The organism is Streptomyces sp. CRN 30, assembly GCF_034105845.1.
Window position 1 is genome coordinate 29,863 of record NZ_JAVRHI010000460.1, and the last position, 19,221, is coordinate 49,083.

The window sequence follows — 19,221 nt, forward strand, 5'->3', positions numbered from 1 at the left end:
AGACCAGGCCACGAGGTCCGGTAATGCCCTTGCGGGACCGGGAAACGGAACCCGTCAGGAGTGCCTGAGGAGGCCCCGGAGCAGGTCGCGGCTCTCGTCCGGTCCCGGGCTGTCCTGCTCCAGTTCGGCGAGCGCCTTCTCGTACTGGGCGACGTCCTCGGGTTTGTCCAGGTAGAGGGCGCTGGTGAGCTGCTCCAGGTAGACGACGTCCGAGAGGTCGGACTCGGGGAAACTGAGCAGCGTGAACGCGCCGGACTCGCCCGAGTGCCCGCCGAGGCCGAACGGCATGACCCGCAGCCGGATGTTGGGCCGCTCGGACATGTCGATCAGGTGCTGGAGCTGGCCGCGCATCACCTCGCGGTCACCGTAGGGGCGGCGCAGCGCGGCCTCGTCCAGGACGATGTGGAACTGGGGTGCGTTCTCGGCCACCAGGTACTTCTGGCGCTCCAGGCGCAGGGTCACCCGGCGCTCGACATCCGCCTCGCTCGCCTCTCGCATGCCGCGGCGCACCACCGCGCGGGCGTACTCCGGGGTCTGCAGCAGCCCGTGCACGAACTGCACCTCGTACACGCGGATGAGGGAGGCGGCGCCCTCCAGGCCCACATAAGTGGGGAACCAGCTGGGCAGCACGTCCGAGTAACTGTGCCACCAGCCCGCGACGTTGGCCTCCCGGGCCAGCGACAGCAGGGAGGCGCGCTCCTGCTCGTCGGTGATGCCGTACAGCGTCAACAGGTCGTCCACGTCACGCGTCTTGAAGCTCACCCGGCCCAGCTCCATACGGCTGATCTTGGATTCGGAGGCGCGGATCGAGTATCCCGCCGCCTCGCGCGTGATCCCCCGGGCCTCACGCAGTCGCCTGAGTTGTGATCCGAGCAGCATGCGCCGCACCACCGATCCGGGCTCTCCCGCGCTCACGTTCGCCAGCCTCCCCAACCGTCTTCAGAGGCCGAAGTCTGCCACTAAAACACTTCGAGCAGTACTCGTCCGGTTACGGAAACGGAGTTCAGCCAAAGAAAACGCACAGGACACGGCAAGACTCGCTGACACGACACCCGGGCGGAGAGGTGAAGATGGCGGAAAATTTGGCCAACAAGCGGTACGGGCAGGTCCAATTCGGTCACGTGCACGTGCATCTGCCCTTGCATCTGCCCTGCGCTTCCGAAACCATGGTGCCGCACCACCGCATCACCCGCGCCGCAACGCTGCATCGCCGCATCGCCGCATCGCTACGACCGCGAATTCCCGGGAGTGCCTCGCATGGGGACGAATGGATCGACCATGCTCAAGCCGTTACGGCAGGGCCCTCCGCCGCTCGATCCCGCCCGCGTCTCGAACGCGGCCTCCTGCATCCTGCCGCCGCGCTTCGAAGCGGTGCGCGACGCGCGGAGCTTCACGCGCGGGACGCTCGACGACTGGGACACCGGCGACCGCTACGACGACATCTGCCTGGTCGTCTCCGAACTCGTCACCAACGCCCTGCGGCACGCGCTGCCGGCCGACGCCGCCTGCCCGGCGGACGCCGCCCGCGCGGCCGCCCTGCACGGCGCGGTACGGCTGCACCTGATGCGCTGGACCGGGCGGCTGGTGTGCGCGGTGCGCGACCCCAGCGACGACAGCCCGGTGGCCCGCACCGGCGAGGACTTCGCGGCCGAGTCGGGCCGCGGTCTGTTCCTGGTCGAGTCCTTCAGCGACGGCTGGGGCTGGTACCCGCTGACCGGCACGGTGCCCGGCAAGGTCGTCTGGGCCCTGTTCCGCCTGGCGGACCCGCCCGTCGTGTAGACCGCCCCGCCTTTTCGACATGCCCGGTGTCTACGCGCGTCACGGCAGGCGATGCGGCGGTCACGGGGTGCGACCGGGGGCGGCTGCCCGGCCCCGGCGGTGAGGTGCGCGGACACCGCCCGCGCGGACACCGCCCTCCGATCGGTCAGCCCGCGACCAGGTGGTCGAACTCGCCGTCCTTGACGCCCAGCAGCATCGCCTCGATCTCGGCGCGCGTGTAGACCAGCGCCGGACCGTCGGGGAAGCGGGAGTTGCGTACCGCCACGTCCCCGCCGGGCAGCCGCGCGAACTCCACGCACGATCCCTGCGAGTTGCTGTGCCGGCTCTTCTGCCAGGCCACGCCGTGCAGATCCGTGGCGGCGATGCCGTTGTACACGCCGGACGCGTCGTCAACGTCGTACACGTCGTGGTTCACAGGCCGCTCCCCGGTGTCGCACTGGTGGCTGGTGTGGCCATTGATGCCATGGTCAACTGACCCGGATCATAACCCCGTTACACGTGCACCTGCATGGGCATATGCACGTGCACGCCGGGTGGTTACACGGTTACAGCCGCGAAGACCGCGGTGGCCACGGGCGACCCCGGCCGTGCCGGGGCCCCTTCCTCTGTGACGCCGGGCCGCCACCGCACGTTCCCCCGCCTGCCCCGGCTTGTGTTGATCATGCAACTACACCAGGGGTCCGCCTGAACAGGCGGACCCCTGGTGCGGGAGGGAAAGGCGAGGTGGCCGGAAGAGGGCTGTGAAGAGGCCGGGCTCAGCGGCTCCTCAGCGGCTCCTCAGCGGCTCGCGTAGGGCAGCAGCGCCATCTCGCGCGCGTTCTTGATCGCCGCGGCCAGCTGCCGCTGCTGCTGGGCCGTGACCCGGGTGACCCGGCGGCTGCGGATCTTCCCCCGGTCGGAGATGAACTTCCGCAGCAGATCGGTGTCCTTGTAGTCGATGTACGTCACCTTGGCCTGGTCCAGAGGGTTCGGACGGGACTTGAGGGGCTTGCGGTCGCTTTTGCGAGGCATCGGGTTCAAACCTCCAGCAGGGTGTCGAAGGCGGACGGCAGCCGCTTCCAGGCGTCGCGCCCTGCGGCGTACTCCGCGTCGGTCAGCAGGCAGGACTCCAGCAGCCGTGCCAAGCCGTCCCGGTCGAGGCCGGGCGAGGTGAAGACCAGGTGCTGGCAGCGGTCGCCGTGCTCGGGGTGCCAGTCGAGGGCGGCGGCGGCCCGGCGTACGGGCGGCACCATCTCCCAGGCCGCGTCCGGCAGCGAGGCGAGCCACGGGCCCGCCCCCTCCACGCACAGGGCACCGCCCGCGGCGTCCCAGTGCAGCAGCGTGTCCGCCTTGTCGGCCAGCCAGAACCGCCCCCTGCTGCGGGCCGCCGCGCAGGTGAGATCCTCCAGCGCGGCATAGAGCCGCTCCGGGTGGAAGGGCCTGCGCCGGCGCCACACCAGGGTGGCGACGCCGTGCGCGTCGGCGTCGGCCGGCAGCAGCGCGCAGGCCGGGTGCTGGGCCGCGGCGGCGGCCTCGACGTCGAAACCCGCGAACGCGGCCTTCACCAGCTCGGAACGGGGGCTTATCGGGTCACCGTGGTCGATCGGGACCCGGCGGGCGGTCTGCCCGATCGGGACCCGGCGGGCGGTCGGGTGGAGCTGGGCCAGCAGCTCGTGGTCCTCGTCGTCGGCCTCCGGGGAGTCGGCGAGGGCGAGGACGGGGGCGTACTCCAGCTGCCGCGCGAAGGTGTCGGCGACCGTGCGCTGGTCGGTGGCGGCCGCGGCGAGGCCGCCGTCGGCGAGGTCGTCGCCGTTGCCGAGGCAGGGCAGGACCAGCGCCGGGTCGACGGCGGTGATGACGCCGGTGACGGTGAACCCCCCGGCCGTCACCACCTCCGCCATCGCCTTGGGCTCGACGGAGTCCCACAGTTCGACGACGGCGAGCGGGACGGCACCGGCGTCCGCGAGCCGCCGCAGCTCGGGGACGAGGTCCTCGCGCAGGGCGCAGCAGGCGCAGTCGTTGACCAGCGGCGCCTCTCCGGCGGACAGCAGCCCGCTCGCGTCGCGGACGGTCCGTACGACCGTGCCCGCCGCGGCGGTCGCGAGGTCGTGGTGGAGGACGACGCCGCCGGGCACCTCGGCGAGCAACTGCTCCACGGTGGCCCGGCGGGCGTCGGCGTGCAGTCCGCCGACGATGACGACGGGGAGCGGCGGCCCTGCCGTGTCCCCGGCCATCAGGGCTTCTTCCCGTACCGGCGCTCGAAGCGCTCGACGCGTCCGGCGGTGTCCAGGACGCGGGCGGTGCCGGTGTAGAAGGGGTGGCTGACGTCCGAGATCTCGACGTCGACGACGGGGTAGGTGTTCCCGTCCTCCCACTCGACCGTCTTCCCGCCGATCCGCTCGTCGGTCATGGTCGACCGGGTGAGGAAGGCGTAGTCGGCGGCGCGGTCGCGGAAGACGACGGGGCGGTACTCGGGGTGGATTCCCTTGCGCACGGCGGTACTCAGCGCTCCTCTCGGAAGTCGACGTGCCGGCCGGCGACCGGGTCGTACTTGCGCAGGGTCAGCCGGTCGGGATCGTTGCGGCGGTTCTTGCGGGTGACGTAGGTGAAGCCGGTCCCGGCGGTGGACCGCAGCTTGATGACCGGACGGAGTTCGTTGCGTGCCATGGCTGCTATCTTACTGAAAATGAATTCCATTAACAGCCATCGTCCGGATGGCAGGAGGAGAGGTACGTCACCGTGTCCGCCCACTGCATGCTGACCGGCGCACAGCCCGGCTTCGGCAACCGCATCTCGCACTCCCACCGGCGCACGTCCCGCCGCTTCGACCCCAACATCCAGAGCAAGCGCTACTGGCTGCCCAGCGAGAACCGGCACGTACGGCTGCGGCTGAGCACCAAGGCGATCAAGACGGTCGACACCATCGGCGTCGAGGCGGCCGTCGCCCGCATCCGCGCCCGGGGAGTGAAGGTCTGATGGCGAAGAAGAGCAAGATCGCGAAGAACGAGCAGCGGCGGGAGACCGTCGCGCGGTACGCCGCGCGGCGCGCCGAACTGAAGGAGATCGTCCGGCGCCCGTCCTCGACGGACGAGGAACGCCTCGCCGCCCAGCGCGAACTGCGCCGCCAGCCCCGCGACGCGAGCGCCACGCGCGTGCGCAACCGCGACCAGACCGACGGACGCCCGCGCGGCTACTTCCGTACGTTCGGGCTTTCCCGCGTCTCCCTGCGCGAACAGGCGCACGCCGGACATCTGCCCGGGGTGCGCAAGTCGTCCTGGTAGCTTGCGCGTTGTCGTGGGGCCCCTTCGGCCGTCCGCTACAGCTTGGAGCTTCCGGTGACATCGGTGACTGTGGAAGGTACGGCGGGCGGGGCGAGGCGCAGCCGTCCCCGGGGGTGGCGCGCGGGGCGCACGGCGGTGGCCGTGGGCGTGACCGCCGTGGTGGCACTGACCGCGGCGGCGTGCGGCGGCGGCGGATCGTCCGACGACAGCCCGCCGGACGGTACGGAGCCCGGTACGACGGCGTCCACGCCGTCCGCCCCCTCCTCACCGTCACCGTCACCGTCGGCCGGTGGTTCCGAGGGGTCGGCCGGTGAACTGGAGGGCAGTTGGCTGGCCACCACCGGCGGCAAGGCGGTGGCCCTGGTGGTCACCGGGGCGCGGGCCGGTCTCTTCGCCACGGGCGGCACCGTGTGCGGCGGCAGCACGGGCGAACGGGACGGCGCGCGCACGATCCGCCTCTCCTGCACCGACGGCGACGACGCCCGGAAGTCCGGAACGGTCGAGTCGGTCGACGCCTCGCGCCTGGTGGTCGACTGGGCGGGCGGCCTCGGGACGGAGACGTACACCAAGGCGGAGGGCGGCACGCTGCCGAGCGGACTGCCGACGGCGGGCCTCGGTTCGGCAGGATGAGCCCGGAACGTGGATGTCCGGCCGGGGACCGGACTCGCGGCCGATAATCTCGGCTGTCCGCACGCACCCGCCGACAGCCAGAGGATTCTCGCTCATGCGCACCACCACCCGGCCGCCCGTGCTCGCCGCCGCCTCCGTCGTCGCGGCGCTCACGCTGCTGACCTCGTGTTCCGACGAGGGCGGCACAACCGACGGCCGCGGCGACGATTCCGCCTGCCGGATCGGCGAGTCGGGCACGGAGGTCACGGCGAGCCCCGCGCCGGCCGCCGGGGACACCGGCACCGTCACCGTGACGCTCACCAACCGCGGCTCCGAGTGCGTCCTGGACGGCTTCCCCGCGGTGACGCTCACCGCGGACGCCACCTCGGGGAAGCTGGACCCCGACGACGGCGCCTCGGCCCAGCGGCTGACGCTGGCCGAGGGCGGCGCGGCGTCCTTCACGCTCACCTACGTCCGCGGGGAGGACGACGGCGACGGCCTCGACGTCCGCGCGGCGCGCTTCGCCCTGCCCGGCGGCTCGGCCACGCACGAGATCCCGTGGTCGTACGGCGCGGTGGCGACGGAGTCCGAGGCGCCGGAGGCGACGGTGAGCGCGTTCCAGCAGGTCGGCGACTGAGCACCGCCCTTACGGCCTCGGCCGCTCAGGGCAGCGGGCGGTCGCGGAGGCTCAGGGCAGCGGGCGGTCGCGCACGCTCAGGGCAGCGGACGGTCGCGGCCCACGCGCGCGCGGTCGCCCGCGCGCGTGCCCTCCGTCCAGCCCGCCTCGTCGGAGACGCCCCGCAGCCGGGTCGTGGTCGTCTGAGGGAACATCCGTTCCAGCCGGTCGGTGACCGCGACCTCGCGGGTCGCGAGCACGGGCAGCAGGTCGTCGCGGGCCTCGGGCGACTCGTTCACCTGGGCCTCGGCGGCGGCCCGCAGCCGGGTGCCGACGCGGTGCGCGTAGGCCGCGAGGAACGACTGCCGGAAGGTCTTGGTCCGCTTCCGCCCGCCCTTGCGCTGGGCGGACTCGGCCCTGGTCATGGCGGTCTCGGCCTGCACGAGCAGTGACGTGTACAGCAGCTCGACCGCCGCCAGGTCGGTCTCGAAGCCGACGACGGTGGAGAACCCGAACGCCTCGTTCCACACCGCGCGGCAGTGGTTGGCGTCGGCCACCGCGTCCAGCAGGACGGCCTTGGCCTGCTCGTACGGCGGCTCCACGCCGATCCGGCAGGCCCCCGGCGTGTCGGGCGCGGGCGCGCGGGCCGCGAGCAGCGCCTCGTCGACGCTGTGCCGGGCCATCAGCTCCTGCGCCTTGGCGCTCAGCGCCTCCGCCTCCTCCGGGTAACCGGTCGCCTCGGCCTTGGCGAGCAGCGCGCGGATACGGGCGAGGGCGCGTGACTCCGGCCGCGCCTCCCCGCGCGGTCCGCCGGGTCCGTCCAGCGGCTCCAGGTCGGGCAGGCGCAGCAGCAGGCGGTACAGCTCCAGGACGGTGGTGGCGTGCGTGAAACGGTCACCGCGCGGTGCCGGGTGCGCGGGCCCGTCGGGGAGCGCGTCGAGCTGTGCGGCCCAGCGCGGGCCGCGCGGACGGTCGTCGGCCGCCTGGGCCCGGACCAGTCCGGCGACGAGGCGCAGATGGGGCTCACCGAGGTCCCGCCGTACGAGCCGTACGACGTCGGCGGGCTGCCAGCCGCGCCGCCAGGCCCCGGCGACGAACTCCGTGCCTCGCCGCTCCAGTTCACCGTCGGCCGCCGGGTCCGCCGCGAGCAGGGAGGCCGCGGTGTCGAGGGACGCGTCGGAGGTGTCGTAGAGGGCGGTCCGCAGAGCGCGCTCCACGGTGCCGGAAGAGCCGGGTGTACTGGTGCTGGTGCTCACCCGGCGATGGTGCCACGGCCGTCGTCGCCGGCGTCGAGGCAGTACGGGCAAGTGTCAGTCGGCTCCGTCCCCGCCGTTGTCAGACCCGGGTGCGAGACTCGCGTCATGGCTGACAGGTGGCTGCTCGCCGAGGCCGAGGACGGTGGCGTGGACGTCGCCCCCCTCGGCCCCGACGGGCTGCCCGCCGGACCGGTGCGGCGAGAGCCGGACGCCGCCGCGGCCGTGCGCGCCCGCCCCGCCGTCTCCCGCTGGATCTGGCGCTCGACCTCCCCTCTCTACCCGCGCCTGCTCGCCGCGGGCGTCCGCGTCGAGCGGTGCTACGACATCGAGGACGCCGAGACCCTGCTGCTGGGCCATGAGGGCCGCTCCGGCGCACCCCGTTCGGCCGCGGCGGCGCTGGCCAGGCTGCGCGGCACCGCGGTACCGCCGGACCCGCCGCAGCGCTCCGCCGAGCCGGGCGCGCAGTCTCCGCTCTTCGAACCGCGGAGCGTTCCGCTCCCCTTCTCCGACCTGGCCGCCGTCTACGCCGAGCAGCAGCGGCGCCACGACCGGTCCGCGCACCCGGACCGGCTGCGGCTGCTGACGGCGTCCGAGTCGGCGGGGACGCTGGTGGCGGCCGAGATGAACCGCGCCGGGCTGCCGTGGCGTGCCGACGTGCACCGCGAGCTGCTGCACGACCTGCTGGGCGAGCGGTACGCGGGCGGCGGTGAACCGCGCCGCCTGGCCGAGCTGGCGGACGAGGTGTCGGCCGCGTTCGGCCACCGCGTCCGCCCCGACCTGCCCGCGGAGGTCACGCGGGCCTTCGCCCGGACCGGCATCAAGATCCGCTCCACCCGCCGCTGGGAGCTGGAGTCCGTGGACCACCCGGCGGTGAAGCCACTGATCGAGTACAAGAGGCTGTACCGCATCTGGGTCGCCCACGGCTGGTCCTGGCTGGCCGACTGGGTCAGGGACGGCCGGTTCCGCCCCGAGTTCCTGGCCGGCGGGACGGTCACGGGCCGCTGGGTGACCAACGGCGGCGGCGCGCTCCAGATCCCGAAGGTGATCCGCCGGGCCGTGGTCGCCGACCCGGGCTGGCGGCTGGTGGTCGCCGACGCCGACCAGATGGAACCGCGCGTGCTGGCGGCGATCTCCCGCGACCCCGGCCTGATGGAGGTGGCGGGCCGCCCGACCGACCTCTACCAGTCCGTATCCGACCGCGCCTTCTCCGGCGACCGCGACCAGGCGAAGATCGCCGTACTGGGCTCGATCTACGGCCAGACCTCCGGCGACGGCCTGAAGAACCTGGCCGCGCTCAGACGCCGCTTCCCGCGCGCCGTGGCCTACGTGGACGACGCGGCCCGCGCGGGAGAGGAGGGCCGCCTGGTCCGTACGTGGCTGGGGCGGACCTGCCCGCCGGTGACGGGCCCCGGCGAGGACGACGCCGGGGAGGCGGGCCTCCCCCAGGACGACGACCGGGCCGATCGGTCGTCCACTCCGGACGCCCGCACCCGGGGCCGATTCACCCGCAACTTCGTCGTCCAGGGCAGCGCGGCGGACTGGGCGTTGCTGATGCTGGCCGCACTGCGGCAGTCGTGTGCGGGGCTCGCCGCCGAACTGGTCTTCTTCCAGCACGACGAGGTGATCGTGCACTGCCCGGCGGAGGAGGCGGACACGGTCGTCGCGGCCATCCGCGAGGCGGCCGACCTGGCCGGCCGCCTCACCTTCGGCGAGACACCGGTCCGCTTCCCGTTCACGACGGCGGTGGTGGAGAGCTATGCGGACGCGAAGTGAGCGCCTCCGGGGTCTCGACCGGCGTCACTCGTCACGGCAGCACAGCCGGCAACACAGCGCGAGCCTCGTACCTCACACCTCATACCTCGCACCTCGCACCTCGTACCTCATACCTCGCCCAGACCGCCTGGACGGTGTTCCTCATCGCGCATCGCGCTCGGGGACGACGGCACGGGTCCGTGACGGCCCAGGACGTGACCGCCTACAGGCCGAGTACCGCGTCGGCGGCGGCCAGGTGACGGCTGACCGGGCCGAACGAGACCAGACCGCTGCCCGCACCGGCGTACTCCCCTTCCGCGGCGGCGAGTTCGTCCCGAGCGCGCCGCAGTACCGGTAGCTGCCCCACGGCCGCGGCGGCCCGCGCGAGTACGCACCACAGCGCCTCCTGGAGCAGGTCGTGCGGGGGCCGGGGGACGGCCCCGAGGGCCTGCCGGGCCCGCTCGGTGTCACCGGAGGCGGCCAGCAGCAAGGGTTCCAGCCAGGGGCCGTACGGTCCCGGGTCGAGACCGGCGAAGTCACCGGGATCGGGCAGGCCGTCCCCTCGCATGACCGGAACCAGCGCGACGAGGGCGGCGGCTCCCCGGGTGAGGCCGGGCATGCCGCAGTCGGCGGTCTCCGCCAGGACCTGCGCGTACCGGGGGCGGGCGGCCGGCCGGCCGTCGGTCTCACTGGTGCGCAGCGCCCGGTACCAGGCGGTGAACACCCCGGCGAGCGGCCGTTCGTTGCGGTGTGCGAGCCGGTCGATCTCCTCGGCCTCGCTGTCGGCGGCGAGGAAGTCGCCGATACCGGCCAGCGCCTGGAGGCGGACGATACGGCCCAGCACTTCGTGTCCGGGGAGCTGGTGGTCGACGGCGAGCCGGGTCAGTTCGGCGCCGAGGGCGTCCCGGCGGGCGGCCGATCCACAGTCGGCGAACGACTGCATGAAGGCGCCGTTGAGGGCGAACGCGAGGAGCGCGGGGTCGCCCAGGCGCCGGGCGAGCCGGACGGCCTCCTCGGCGGCGCGGGCGGCGCGCAGCCGCCACGGCTCGGTGACAGGGGCACCGGCCGCCCGGGGAAGCGGCGCGTCGGCGGCGGCGTCGCCCCGGGACTCGACCGCCACGACGGACAGCAGCCGGGCGCGCAGCGCGGCCGGTCCGTCGGGGCCCAGCCGGGCGGCGGCGCGGGCGGCGGCCCACACCAGTTCTCCGGCGCCGTCGGGGTCGTCGGCGCGGGTCCACACCGCCGGGACGTCGTAGGAGCCGATGATCCGGGCAGCCAGTTCGGTGTCGCCGGTCGTCTCGGCCGCCGCGACGAGGTCCCTCCGGTGCCGGTGCGCCTCCTCCAGGCCGTCGGGGCCGGTCACCGCGAGGTCGCGCAGCAGCCCGGCGGTGGCGTGCAGCCGGGCCCGCGACCGGGCGGGGACCGAGCGGTCCCAGGAGGCCGCCGCCCGGTCCCAGACGCTGCCGGCGGTTCCGGCCGGTTCGGCGGGGGCGTCGGCGGGCGTGCTGAGGATGCGTGCCTCGGTCCGGGCCAGGGCACTCCCGCCTCCGCTCAGGGCGTCGCGGGCCTGGTCGAGCGCCTGCGACGCCTCGCCGCGCCGCCCGGCCCGGTCGAGCGCGGTGGCCAGCAGCACCCAGCCGTCCTCCCGGCCGGGGTGGGCGGCGACATGAGCGCGCAGATCGGCCACGGCGTCCCGGGCGGCGCCGGTCGCCAGCAGGGCGTCGGCGCGCCGCTCGACCGCGTCGAGCCGCAGTGCCTCAAGCCGGGCCCGTTCGGCGGCGGCCCACGCCACGGCGGGGAAGTCGGCCAGGACCGGCCCGCGCCAGCAGGCGAGCGCCTCGTCCCACAGGGCGACGGCCGCGTGCGGCGCCGCCCCGGCGGCCCGCGCGGCGATGTCCTCGAACCGCCAGGCGTCCACCGCGCCACGGCCCGCCCGTAGGACGTATCCAGGGCCGTCGGTGACCAGCAGACGGGACGGCTGCCGGGGCGGACGGCCGGGCTCCAACGCTCGCCGCAGCGCGGCCACGAAGGTACGGACCGCGCCCACGGCGCCCGCCGGGGGCCCGTCCTCCCACAGGTCCGCCACGAGCCGGCCGACGGGGACCACGCGTCCCCGGGCGATCAGCAGCCGCCCGAGCACCTCCCGGTGCCGGGGCGCGCCCAGCGCGATCGGTGTGCCGTCGGCGCCCCGGGCGGCCACCGGCCCCAGCAGTCCGAACTCCACACCTACTCCACACCCACGGCTGGGTCCCTCCACGGGCGCCGCCCGTCCACTCATCGATCGCTGATCCGGGCCCCGCAACCTGGGTGACGTCCCCGGACACCCCGGCCGTACGGCCCGGAACGTCCACTTTGCCACGCCCCCACACCCTCACGCCCCCAGGAGTCACTGTGACCTCCCCGAGCATTACCGGTTTCACCGAGCACCGCATACGCGTCGACGACGGCGTCACCCTGAACGCGGCCGTGGGCGGGACGGGCACCCCCGTCGTCCTGCTGCACGGCTTCCCGCAGACCCACCTGATGTGGCGGCACGTCGCCGCCGGCCTCGCCGCCGACGGCCACACCGTCATCTGCCCCGACCTGCGCGGCTACGGTGCCAGCGACAAGCCCGCCGAGACCGGCCCCGAGGTCTACTCGAAGCGGACCATGGCCCGGGACGTCGTACGCCTCGCCGCCGAACTGGGCCACGACCGCTTCACCCTGGCCGGCCACGACCGGGGCGCGCTGGTCGCCTTCCGCGCCGCGATGGACCACCCCGACGCCGTGTCCCGCGCCCTCTTCCTGGACGTCCTGCCGACCCTCGACATGTGGGACGCCCTGCACGGCGTCTCCGCCGCCGTCGGCTTCCACCTCTACCTGATGGCCCAGGCCCCCGGCCTGCCCGAAGAGATGATCCAGGCGGCCGCCGACCCCTTCTTCGCCCACTTCCTCGACGCCTGGACCAAGGACCCGGACGCCCTGCCCGCCGACGTCCGAGCCCACTACCTCGCCGCGTCCGCGGCTGCCGTCCCCTCGATCGTCGCCGACTACCGCGCCTCGGCCGGCGTGGACGTCGACCACGACACCGCCGACAAGGAGAAGGGCAACCGGCTGGCCATGCCGGTGACCGTCCTCCAGCAGGACTGGGGCGCCGCCCTCGGCTACCACGCCCAGACCCTGTGGAGCGCCTGGACGGACGACCTCCGCCACCGGACCGTCTCCTGCGGTCACTTCATGGCCGAGGAGGACCCCGGCCTGATCACCGAGGAGATCCGGGCACTCGCCGCCCGCTGACAGAAAAACCCCAGATCACGACCGACGTGACCTGGGGTTCCAAGTGGAGCCGCCTTCGGGATTCGAACCCGAGACCTACGCATTACGAGTGCGTTGCTCTGGCCATCTGAGCTAAGGCGGCGTGTCCTGCGCACCATAGTGCGATCAGCGACGTCGGTAAGTCTACACAGTTTCGGAGGGTGCTTCGTACCGGCCCCGGGGCGGTCGCCCGGGGCCGGTACGACGTCCGTCACGCGCAGCGCTTGCCGTCCTCGGGGGCCGTGCCCCGCAGCAGGTACGCGTTGATCGCGGAGTCGACGCAGGTGCTGCCCCGGCCGTACGCGGTGTGGCCGTCGCCGTCGTAGGTGAGGAGGCGGCCGGAGGAGAGCTGGCCGGCCAGGGCCTCGGCCCAGCGGTACGGGGTCGCCGGGTCGCGGGTGGTGCCGACCACGACGATGGGGGCGGCGCCGGCCGCGGCGATGCGGTGCGGCTCGCCCGAGGGCTGGACCGGCCAGTACGCGCAGTTCAGGGAGGCCCAGGCCAGCCCCTCGCCGAAGACGGGGGATGCCTTCTCGAACTCGGGGAGCGCCTCGCGAACCTCGTCCGGCGAGGAGAACGCGGCCGGGAGGTCGAGACAGTTCACGGCGGCGTTGGCGGACATCAGGTTGCTGTACGTGCCGTCGGGGTCGCGCTCGTAGTAGCTGTCCGACAGGGCCAGCAGTCCGGAACCGTCGTCCTTCTTCATCGCCGAGGTCAGCGCCTCCCGCAGCTGCTGCCACGCGCCCTCGTCGTACATGGCCGCGATGACGCCGGTGGTGGCCAGCGACTCGGTGAGTTCGCGGCCGTCGGCGTCGTCGGCGCCGATCGGCCGGGCGTCCAGCTCCTCGAAGAATGTTTTCAGGTTCTTGCCGACCTGGTCAGGGCGCGTGCCCTTGCCGCCGAGCGGGCAGTCGGTCTGTCCGACGCAGTCCTTCGCGAAGGACCGGAACGCCGTCTCGAAGCCGGCCGTCTGCTCCATGTTCAGCTTCCGGGCGGGCAGCGACGGGTCCATCGCGCCGTCCAGCACCAGCCGGCCCACCCGGGCCGGGAACAGTCCCGCGTACGTCGCCCCGAGGAACGTCCCGTACGACGCCCCCACGTAACTCAGCTTCTCGTCCCCCAGCACCGCGCGCAGCAGGTCCATGTCACGGGCCGCCTCGACGGTCGACACGTGACTCAGCAGCTTCGGCGCGTCGGCCTCGCAGCCCTCGGCGAAGTCCTTGTACGCGCCGACGAGGCGATCGGTCTCCCGCTCGTCGTCCGGCGTGGTGTCCGTCTGCGTGAACGTGTCCATCCTCGGCCCGTCGAGGCACTCCACCGGCTCGCTGCGGGCGACGCCCCGCGGGTCCACGGCCACCATGTCGTACCGGGCGCGGACCTCCTCCGGGTAGCCGATGCCCGCGTACTGCTGGAGGTAGGCGACCGCCGAACCGCCCGGCCCGCCCGGATTGACCAGCAGCGACCCCAGGCGCTTCCCCGGCCCTGTGGCCTTCTTGCGGGCCACGGCGAGACGCACGGTGCCCTCGGACGGCTTCGCGTAGTCGAGCGGCGCCTTCATCGTGGCGCACTGGAAGCCGGGCACGCCGCAGTCGCGCCAGCTCAGCTTCTGCCCGTAGTACGGCGACAGGCCCGACGGCGTCGCCTGCGGCAGCGCGGCCAGCGTCGACCCCGACGCCGAACTCGCGGAGGTCGACGCGCCCGACGAGGAGCAGGCGGCGACGAGCAGCGCGGCGGCGAGGGCTGCGAGACCGGTACGGGTTCTGCGGAGAGAGCGCCTTGAGTACATCCAGCGAGCGTAACGCTCCGCGATGACATGAATGCCGTACGTACTCGATGTGCCTCGGACGAGTTGACGGGTTGACGGCGATGGGGACGGATCACCCCGTACCGGTTCGCCCGCTCAGCCCGCTCAGCCCGATCTGAGCGCCATCGTCATCGCCTCCACCGCCAGCAGCGGCGCCACATTGCGATCGAGGGCGTCCCGGCACGCGGCGATCGACTCGATACGGCGGAGGGTGGCCTCCGGCGTGCTCCCGCGGGCCAGCCGCTCCAGGGCGTCCTCCGCGTCCGCGTTGGCGATGGCCACCCGCGAACCGAGTTGCAGGGCGAGGACATCGCGGTAGAAGGCGGTGAGGTCGGTCAGGGCGAGATCCAGGCTGTCGCGCTGCGTGCGCGTTCTGCGTCTCTTCTGCCGGTCCTCCAGCTCCTTCATCACCCCCGCGGTGCCGCGCGGCAGCCGGCCGCCCTGCGCCGCGCCGAGCGCCGCCTTCAGCTCCTCCGTCTCCTTGCCGTCCATCTCCTCGGCGAGCTGTTTGGCGTCCTCGCTCGCCGCGTCGACCAGCTCCTGCGCCGCCTTGAGCGCCCCGCCGATGTCCTCGACGCGCTGCGGCAGCTTCAGTACGGCGGCGCGGCGCGCGCGTGCGGCCGGGTCGGTGGCCAGCCGCCGCGCCCGGTCGATGTGGCCCTGGGTGGCGCGGGCCGCGGCGGCGGCGGCCTCCGGCTCGACGCCCTCGCGGCGTACGAGCATGTCGGCGACGGCCTCGACGGAAGGCGTCCGCAGGTTCAGGTGGCGGCAGCGGGAGCGGATCGTCGGCAGGACGTCCTCGATCGAGGGGGCGCACAGCAGCCAGACCGTACGGGGTGCCGGTTCCTCGACGGCCTTGAGGACCGCGTTGGCCGACTTCTCGTTCAGCCGCTCGGCGTCCTCGACGAGGATCACCTGCCAGCGGCCGTTGGCCGGCGAGGTGAACGACTTGCGGACGGTGTCCCGCATGTCGTCCACGAGGATCTGCGCGCCCACGGCCGCGACCGTGCTGACGTCCGCGTGCGTACCGATCAGTGCCGTGTGGCAGCCGTCGCAGAAGCCGCAACCGGGGGCCCCGCCGAGCGCCCGGTCGGGGCTCACGCACTGGAGCGCGGCGGCGAACGCCCGCGCCGTCTGCGTCACTCCCGCGCCGGGCGGCCCCGTGAACAGCCAGGCGTGCGTCATCTTCGACGCCTCGGGCGGCGGGGCGTCGGCCGCGGCGGCCGTGACGAGGGCGTCGGCGTCCCGGGCGGCGGCGACGAGCTGCTCGCTCACCCGCTCCTGCCCGACCAGGTCGTCCCACACGCTCATGGGCCACGCCGTCCTTCCGTCACGATCGGTACGGCCGGAATCCGTACGACTCGTCCATTGTGCGGGGCGCCACTGACATCGACGGTACGGACGTCACCGTCCGCCAGGCCGTCACCGCCCCCGACCGCCCCGCCCCCTGCGGCCCTCGTCCTCGGCCTCGTCCTCGCGCGGGCCCAGCAGCTCGTCCGCCAGCGTCGGCAGGTCGTCCAGCGGGGTCTCCTCGGCCCAGTCCGACCGGCGTCGGCGCTGTGCCCGCGGCGCCTCCGGCTCCTTCTCGAAACTGATCTGGGGCAGCTCCCGCGTACGGTCCTCGCCCCGGTCGGCGTCGTCGCGATCGGTGTGGCCGCGGTCCCCGGCGTTCGGCACCTCGTCGCGGAAGTACCCCGGCGGGACCCGGTCGGCCGACCCCTCACCGCGCCCGTCGCTGACCTGCGGAAGCACGGCAGTCTCATCGGCGGCACCGGTGCCCGGGTCCGCGGTCGCGCCCGGCTCCACCGACGGCAGCTCCGCCGTCACCTCGGAGTCGCCCGGCCGCACCTGCGGGAGCACCGCCGTCTCGTCCGCCGCGCCGGACGGCACGGGCGGGATCGGCAGCTCCGCCGTCACCTCCGCCTCGGAGGAACCGGTGGACTCAGAGCGCCGCGCGGGCTCGTCCCGCACCGGCCGCAGCACCGTGGTGTCGTCACCGAGGCGGCCAGGACGGTCGGAACGGCCAGGACGGTCAGGACGGTCAGGACCACCGGCGTCGGCGGGCGGCGCCGGCCGTGGGGCGTCCGCCGCGGACGGAACCGACGGCCTCGGCCCGGCCGACGCCGCGGCCGCCGCCTGCTCGGCCGCCCGGCGGGCCTCCTCGGCCCGCAGCAGCGCCTCCTCGGCCTTGCGCTGCTTCTCCAGGCGCCGCTCCTCGGCCTCGGCGCGCAGCCGCGCCTCCTCCTCGGCCTGCTTGCGCAGCCGCTCCTGCTCCGCCTTGCGCCGGGCCTCTTCCTCGGCCCGTGCCTTCTCCTCGGCGAGGAGCCGCGCCCGCTCCTCCTCGGCCTTGCGGCGCGCTTCCTCGGCCCGCTGCCGGGCCTCCTCCGCCTGCCGTTCGGCCTCGCGGCGCTGCGCCTCCTCCAGCTCGCGCTGCTTGCGCTCTTCCTCTTCCTTGCGCAGCCGCTCCAGCTGTTCCAGCCGCTCGCGCTCCAGGCGCTCCTCCTCCGCCTTGCGCGCGGCCTCTTCCTCGGCCTTGCGCCGGGCCTCCTCCTCGGCCTTGCGGCGCGCCTCCTCCTGGGCCTGAATCTCGGCCTCGGACAGCGGCAGCACCCGGTCGAGACGGTGCCGTACGGCGGTGGTGACGGCCTCGGGCTCCTGGCCGGCGTCGACGACGAGGTACCGCGCGGGGTCCGCGGCGGCCAGGGTCAGGAATCCGGCCCGCACGCGCGCGTGGAACTCGGCGGGCTCCGACTCCAGCCGGTCCGGGGCCTCGGTGAACCGCTCCCGGGCGGTCTCCGGCGGAACGTCGAGGAGCACCGTCAGGTGCGGGACGAGCCCGTCGGTCGCCCAGCGGTTGATGCGGGCGATCTCCGTCGGGGAGAGGTCACGGCCGGCGCCCTGGTAGGCCACCGAGGAGTCGATGTAGCGGTCGGAGATGACGACCGCGCCGCGCTCCAGTGCGGGCCGGACCACCGTGTCGACGTGCTCCGCGCGGTCGGCGGCGTACAGCAGCGCCTCCGCGCGGTGCGACAGTCCGGCGCTGGAGACGTCCAGCAGGATCGACCGCAGCCGCTTGCCGACCGGGGTCGCGCCCGGCTCACGGGTGAGGACGACCTCGTGGCCCTTGCCGCGGATCCACTCCGCGAGCGCCTCCGCCTGGGTGGACTTGCCGGCGCCGTCGCCGCCCTCCAGGGCGATGAAGAAACCGGTGCCCGCGGTGGCCTGCACCGGGTCGTCGCCGCCGAGGAGCGCGTCGCGCAGGTCGTGCCGCAGTGGCACGCCGGAGCGGTCGTCGACCTTGGCGAGGACCAGGGCCGCCACCGGCAGCAGCAGCGCGCCGACCAGTACGAGGGTGAACGCGGCGCCGCCGTGCGCGAAGACGAACTTGCCGCTCTCCAGGCGGTGCGGGCCGATGACGGCCGCCAGTACCGGCGCGACCACCACGCCGAGCGCCACGCAGACCCGGACGACCGCGTGCAGGTGCTCGGTGGTGCGGGCCCGGCGACTGTCCTCGGTCTCGTGGTCGAGCAGCGCGTGCCCGGTGTTCGCGGCGACGCCCGCGCCGGTGCCGGCCAGCGCGAGGAGGAGCAGCACCGTGGTGCCGTCCGGGACCAGGCCGACGGCGAGCAGCGCGATCCCGGTCAGGGCGATCGCCAGGGCGAGCATCCGGCGGCGCGACAGCGACGGCAGCAGGGCCGGGGCCGTACGGATGCCGACGACGACACCGCCGGTCAGCACCAGGATCATCAGCCCGTACAGCACGGGGCCGCCGCCCAGGTCCTTGGCGTGCAGCACGGCGACGGCGACCGCCGCCGCGACGGCGCCCGCGACCGCGGCGCAGGAGAACACCAGCAGCGGCAGCGCACCGGTACGGCCCTTGTCCGCACCCGTGCCGCTCACTCCGCTCCTGGGCCGGCGCAGCCCCTCCAGCGGGGAACGCGCGCGTGGCGTACGCGTGGCGGGCAGTTCCAGGAAGACGACGACGGACAGCGACGCCGCGAACAGTCCCGCCGCGACGTACGACGCGAGCGCCGCCTGGTGCTGGGCGAACCAGTCGATGCCGGCGCCGAGCAGGTTGTTCAGCAGGCCCGCGACGACGAGCACGGCGCCGGCCAGGGGAACCGCCACGAAACCGGTACGCAGTGACAGGCGCCGCAGCGCGTCCATGTGGTCGGGCAGCGGGCGTACCGTCGCGCCCTCCAGCGGCGGCGCGGGCAGCAGCGCGGGGGCCGCGCTCTCCCGGCACACCGTCCAGAAGCGCTCGGCGACCGACGCGACGAAGACGGTCACCAGGAGGACGGCGAGGGCGTCGTCCGGCGTCCAGTCGGTCCACAGCGGCGCGACGATCAGCAGCGCCGCCCGCAGGCCGTCCGCGCCGACCATGGTCCAGCGCCGGTCGAGCGGCCCCTCCGGTGAGGTGAGGGAGGTCAGCGGTCCCAGCAGGACGGCGCCGAAGAGGACCGTCGCCAGGATGCGCACGGCGAAAACGGTCGCCACTGCGAACGCCACGCCGCGGTAGCCGCCCCCGAACGAACCCACGGAGATGGCCGCCTGAACGGCCAACAGGACCAGCACGAGAAGGGCGAGGGTGTCGCCGACACCGCCCACGAGGTGCGCGCTCCACAACCGCCTCAGCTGCGGCAGGCGCAGCAGGGCTCGGACGGCGCGCTCGCGGGAGTCCGCGACCAGGGCATCGTCGGGGGCCGGCCGGAGGGCCGTTGGCTGCTCGGCTCGCGTCATGCGTTCAGCCTACTGGCAGCCACCGACACCCCCGCGTCCGTGTCCGAACGTACGCGCGCCCCGACACCGAATCGATGCCGGGGCGTTCGCTTTGCGAAGAGAATGTGCCGA

General features: G+C 74.0%; 18 protein-coding genes and 1 tRNA gene. 7 read left to right on the plus strand and 12 right to left on the minus strand.

Going from position 1 to position 19,221, the window contains the following annotated elements; translation table 11 throughout:
- Nucleotides 1-54: 54 nt before the first annotated feature.
- The gene (locus tag UW392_RS52465) at nucleotides 55-879 is read right to left on the minus strand and encodes a helix-turn-helix transcriptional regulator (protein WP_320782559.1); all 825 of its coding nucleotides are present in this window, start codon (nucleotides 877-879) and stop codon (nucleotides 55-57) included.
- Nucleotides 880-1,278: 399 nt separating this feature from the next.
- On the opposite strand from UW392_RS52465, the gene UW392_RS52470 reads away from it, so the two are divergent.
- Complete coding sequence (locus UW392_RS52470) at nucleotides 1,279-1,779, plus strand: ATP-binding protein (RefSeq protein WP_320782530.1); 501 nt, start codon at nucleotides 1,279-1,281, stop codon at nucleotides 1,777-1,779.
- A 145-nt stretch (nucleotides 1,780-1,924) separates the two neighbouring features.
- Here the strand turns inward: UW392_RS52470 and UW392_RS52475 are convergent, their stop codons facing one another.
- The 5 genes from UW392_RS52475 to rpmG all read right to left on the minus strand — a co-directional run bounded on the left by UW392_RS52475 (nucleotide 1,925) and on the right by rpmG (nucleotide 4,425).
- The gene (locus tag UW392_RS52475; protein ID WP_320782531.1) at nucleotides 1,925-2,194 is read right to left on the minus strand and encodes a DUF397 domain-containing protein; all 270 of its coding nucleotides are present in this window, start codon (nucleotides 2,192-2,194) and stop codon (nucleotides 1,925-1,927) included.
- Between the two features lie 362 nt (nucleotides 2,195-2,556).
- A complete protein-coding gene (gene rpsR, locus UW392_RS52480; protein ID WP_320782532.1) occupies nucleotides 2,557-2,790 on the minus strand; it encodes a 30S ribosomal protein S18 in 234 nt (77 codons plus the stop codon).
- Nucleotides 2,791-2,795: 5 nt separating this feature from the next.
- On the minus strand, nucleotides 2,796-3,992 hold the full coding sequence (locus UW392_RS52485) for a CobW family GTP-binding protein (RefSeq protein WP_320782533.1): 1,197 nt from the start codon (nucleotides 3,990-3,992) through the stop codon (nucleotides 2,796-2,798).
- Nucleotides 3,992-4,252 carry a type B 50S ribosomal protein L31 gene (locus tag UW392_RS52490; RefSeq protein ID WP_320782534.1) on the minus strand — a complete coding sequence of 87 codons (261 nt, stop codon included), beginning with the start codon at nucleotides 4,250-4,252 and terminating at the stop codon, nucleotides 3,992-3,994. The genes UW392_RS52485 and UW392_RS52490 overlap by 1 nt, the downstream gene beginning before the upstream one ends.
- Nucleotides 4,253-4,260: 8 nt before the next feature.
- The gene (rpmG, locus tag UW392_RS52495; RefSeq protein WP_044382365.1) at nucleotides 4,261-4,425 is read right to left on the minus strand and encodes a 50S ribosomal protein L33; all 165 of its coding nucleotides are present in this window, start codon (nucleotides 4,423-4,425) and stop codon (nucleotides 4,261-4,263) included.
- A gap of 72 nt (nucleotides 4,426-4,497) precedes the next feature.
- Between rpmG and rpmB the strand changes: the two genes are divergently transcribed.
- From rpmB to UW392_RS52515, 4 genes are all read left to right on the plus strand, one after another.
- Nucleotides 4,498-4,734, plus strand: a complete 237-nt coding sequence (gene rpmB, locus UW392_RS52500; RefSeq protein ID WP_320782535.1) for a 50S ribosomal protein L28 — start codon at nucleotides 4,498-4,500, stop codon at nucleotides 4,732-4,734.
- Nucleotides 4,734-5,039 (plus strand): 30S ribosomal protein S14, encoded by a 306-nt coding sequence (gene rpsN / locus UW392_RS52505; protein WP_320782536.1) that lies wholly within the window; start codon nucleotides 4,734-4,736, stop codon nucleotides 5,037-5,039. The genes rpmB and rpsN overlap by 1 nt, the downstream gene beginning before the upstream one ends.
- A 141-nt stretch (nucleotides 5,040-5,180) precedes the next feature.
- Entirely contained in the window at nucleotides 5,181-5,669 is a 489-nt protein-coding gene (locus UW392_RS52510) for a hypothetical protein (protein WP_320782537.1), read from the plus strand.
- Between the two features lie 94 nt (nucleotides 5,670-5,763).
- Complete coding sequence (locus UW392_RS52515) at nucleotides 5,764-6,285, plus strand: DUF4232 domain-containing protein (protein WP_320782538.1); 522 nt, start codon at nucleotides 5,764-5,766, stop codon at nucleotides 6,283-6,285.
- Between the two features lie 77 nt (nucleotides 6,286-6,362).
- Here the strand turns inward: UW392_RS52515 and UW392_RS52520 are convergent, their stop codons facing one another.
- The gene (locus UW392_RS52520) at nucleotides 6,363-7,520 is read right to left on the minus strand and encodes a DUF2786 domain-containing protein (RefSeq protein ID WP_320782539.1); all 1,158 of its coding nucleotides are present in this window, start codon (nucleotides 7,518-7,520) and stop codon (nucleotides 6,363-6,365) included.
- Between the two features lie 105 nt (nucleotides 7,521-7,625).
- Here UW392_RS52520 and UW392_RS52525 point away from each other — a divergent pair, with 105 nt between their 5' ends.
- Nucleotides 7,626-9,293: a bifunctional 3'-5' exonuclease/DNA polymerase gene (locus UW392_RS52525; protein ID WP_320782540.1), complete on the plus strand. Its 1,668-nt coding sequence runs from the start codon at nucleotides 7,626-7,628 to the stop codon at nucleotides 9,291-9,293.
- A gap of 202 nt (nucleotides 9,294-9,495) precedes the next feature.
- Here UW392_RS52525 and UW392_RS52530 read toward each other — a convergent pair whose 3' ends face one another.
- Nucleotides 9,496-11,550: a BTAD domain-containing putative transcriptional regulator gene (locus UW392_RS52530; RefSeq protein ID WP_414497554.1), complete on the minus strand. Its 2,055-nt coding sequence runs from the start codon at nucleotides 11,548-11,550 to the stop codon at nucleotides 9,496-9,498.
- Nucleotides 11,551-11,663: 113 nt separating this feature from the next.
- Here UW392_RS52530 and UW392_RS52535 point away from each other — a divergent pair, with 113 nt between their 5' ends.
- On the plus strand, nucleotides 11,664-12,548 hold the full coding sequence (locus UW392_RS52535; RefSeq protein WP_320782541.1) for an alpha/beta hydrolase: 885 nt from the start codon (nucleotides 11,664-11,666) through the stop codon (nucleotides 12,546-12,548).
- Between the two features lie 44 nt (nucleotides 12,549-12,592).
- On the opposite strand, the gene UW392_RS52540 is transcribed toward UW392_RS52535, so the two are convergent.
- The 4 genes from UW392_RS52540 to tmk form a co-directional block, all read right to left on the minus strand.
- Nucleotides 12,593-12,669 (minus strand) — tRNA-Thr (locus UW392_RS52540).
- Nucleotides 12,670-12,777: 108 nt separating this feature from the next.
- Nucleotides 12,778-14,352, minus strand: a complete 1,575-nt coding sequence (locus UW392_RS52545; protein WP_320782542.1) for an alpha/beta hydrolase — start codon at nucleotides 14,350-14,352, stop codon at nucleotides 12,778-12,780.
- 123 nt (nucleotides 14,353-14,475) lie between these two features.
- Nucleotides 14,476-15,681 carry a DNA polymerase III subunit delta' gene (locus tag UW392_RS52550; RefSeq protein WP_320782543.1) on the minus strand — a complete coding sequence of 402 codons (1,206 nt, stop codon included), beginning with the start codon at nucleotides 15,679-15,681 and terminating at the stop codon, nucleotides 14,476-14,478.
- Between the two features lie 111 nt (nucleotides 15,682-15,792).
- On the minus strand, nucleotides 15,793-19,110 hold the full coding sequence (gene tmk / locus UW392_RS52555) for a dTMP kinase (protein ID WP_320782544.1): 3,318 nt from the start codon (nucleotides 19,108-19,110) through the stop codon (nucleotides 15,793-15,795).
- Nucleotides 19,111-19,221: the final 111 nt, after the last annotated feature.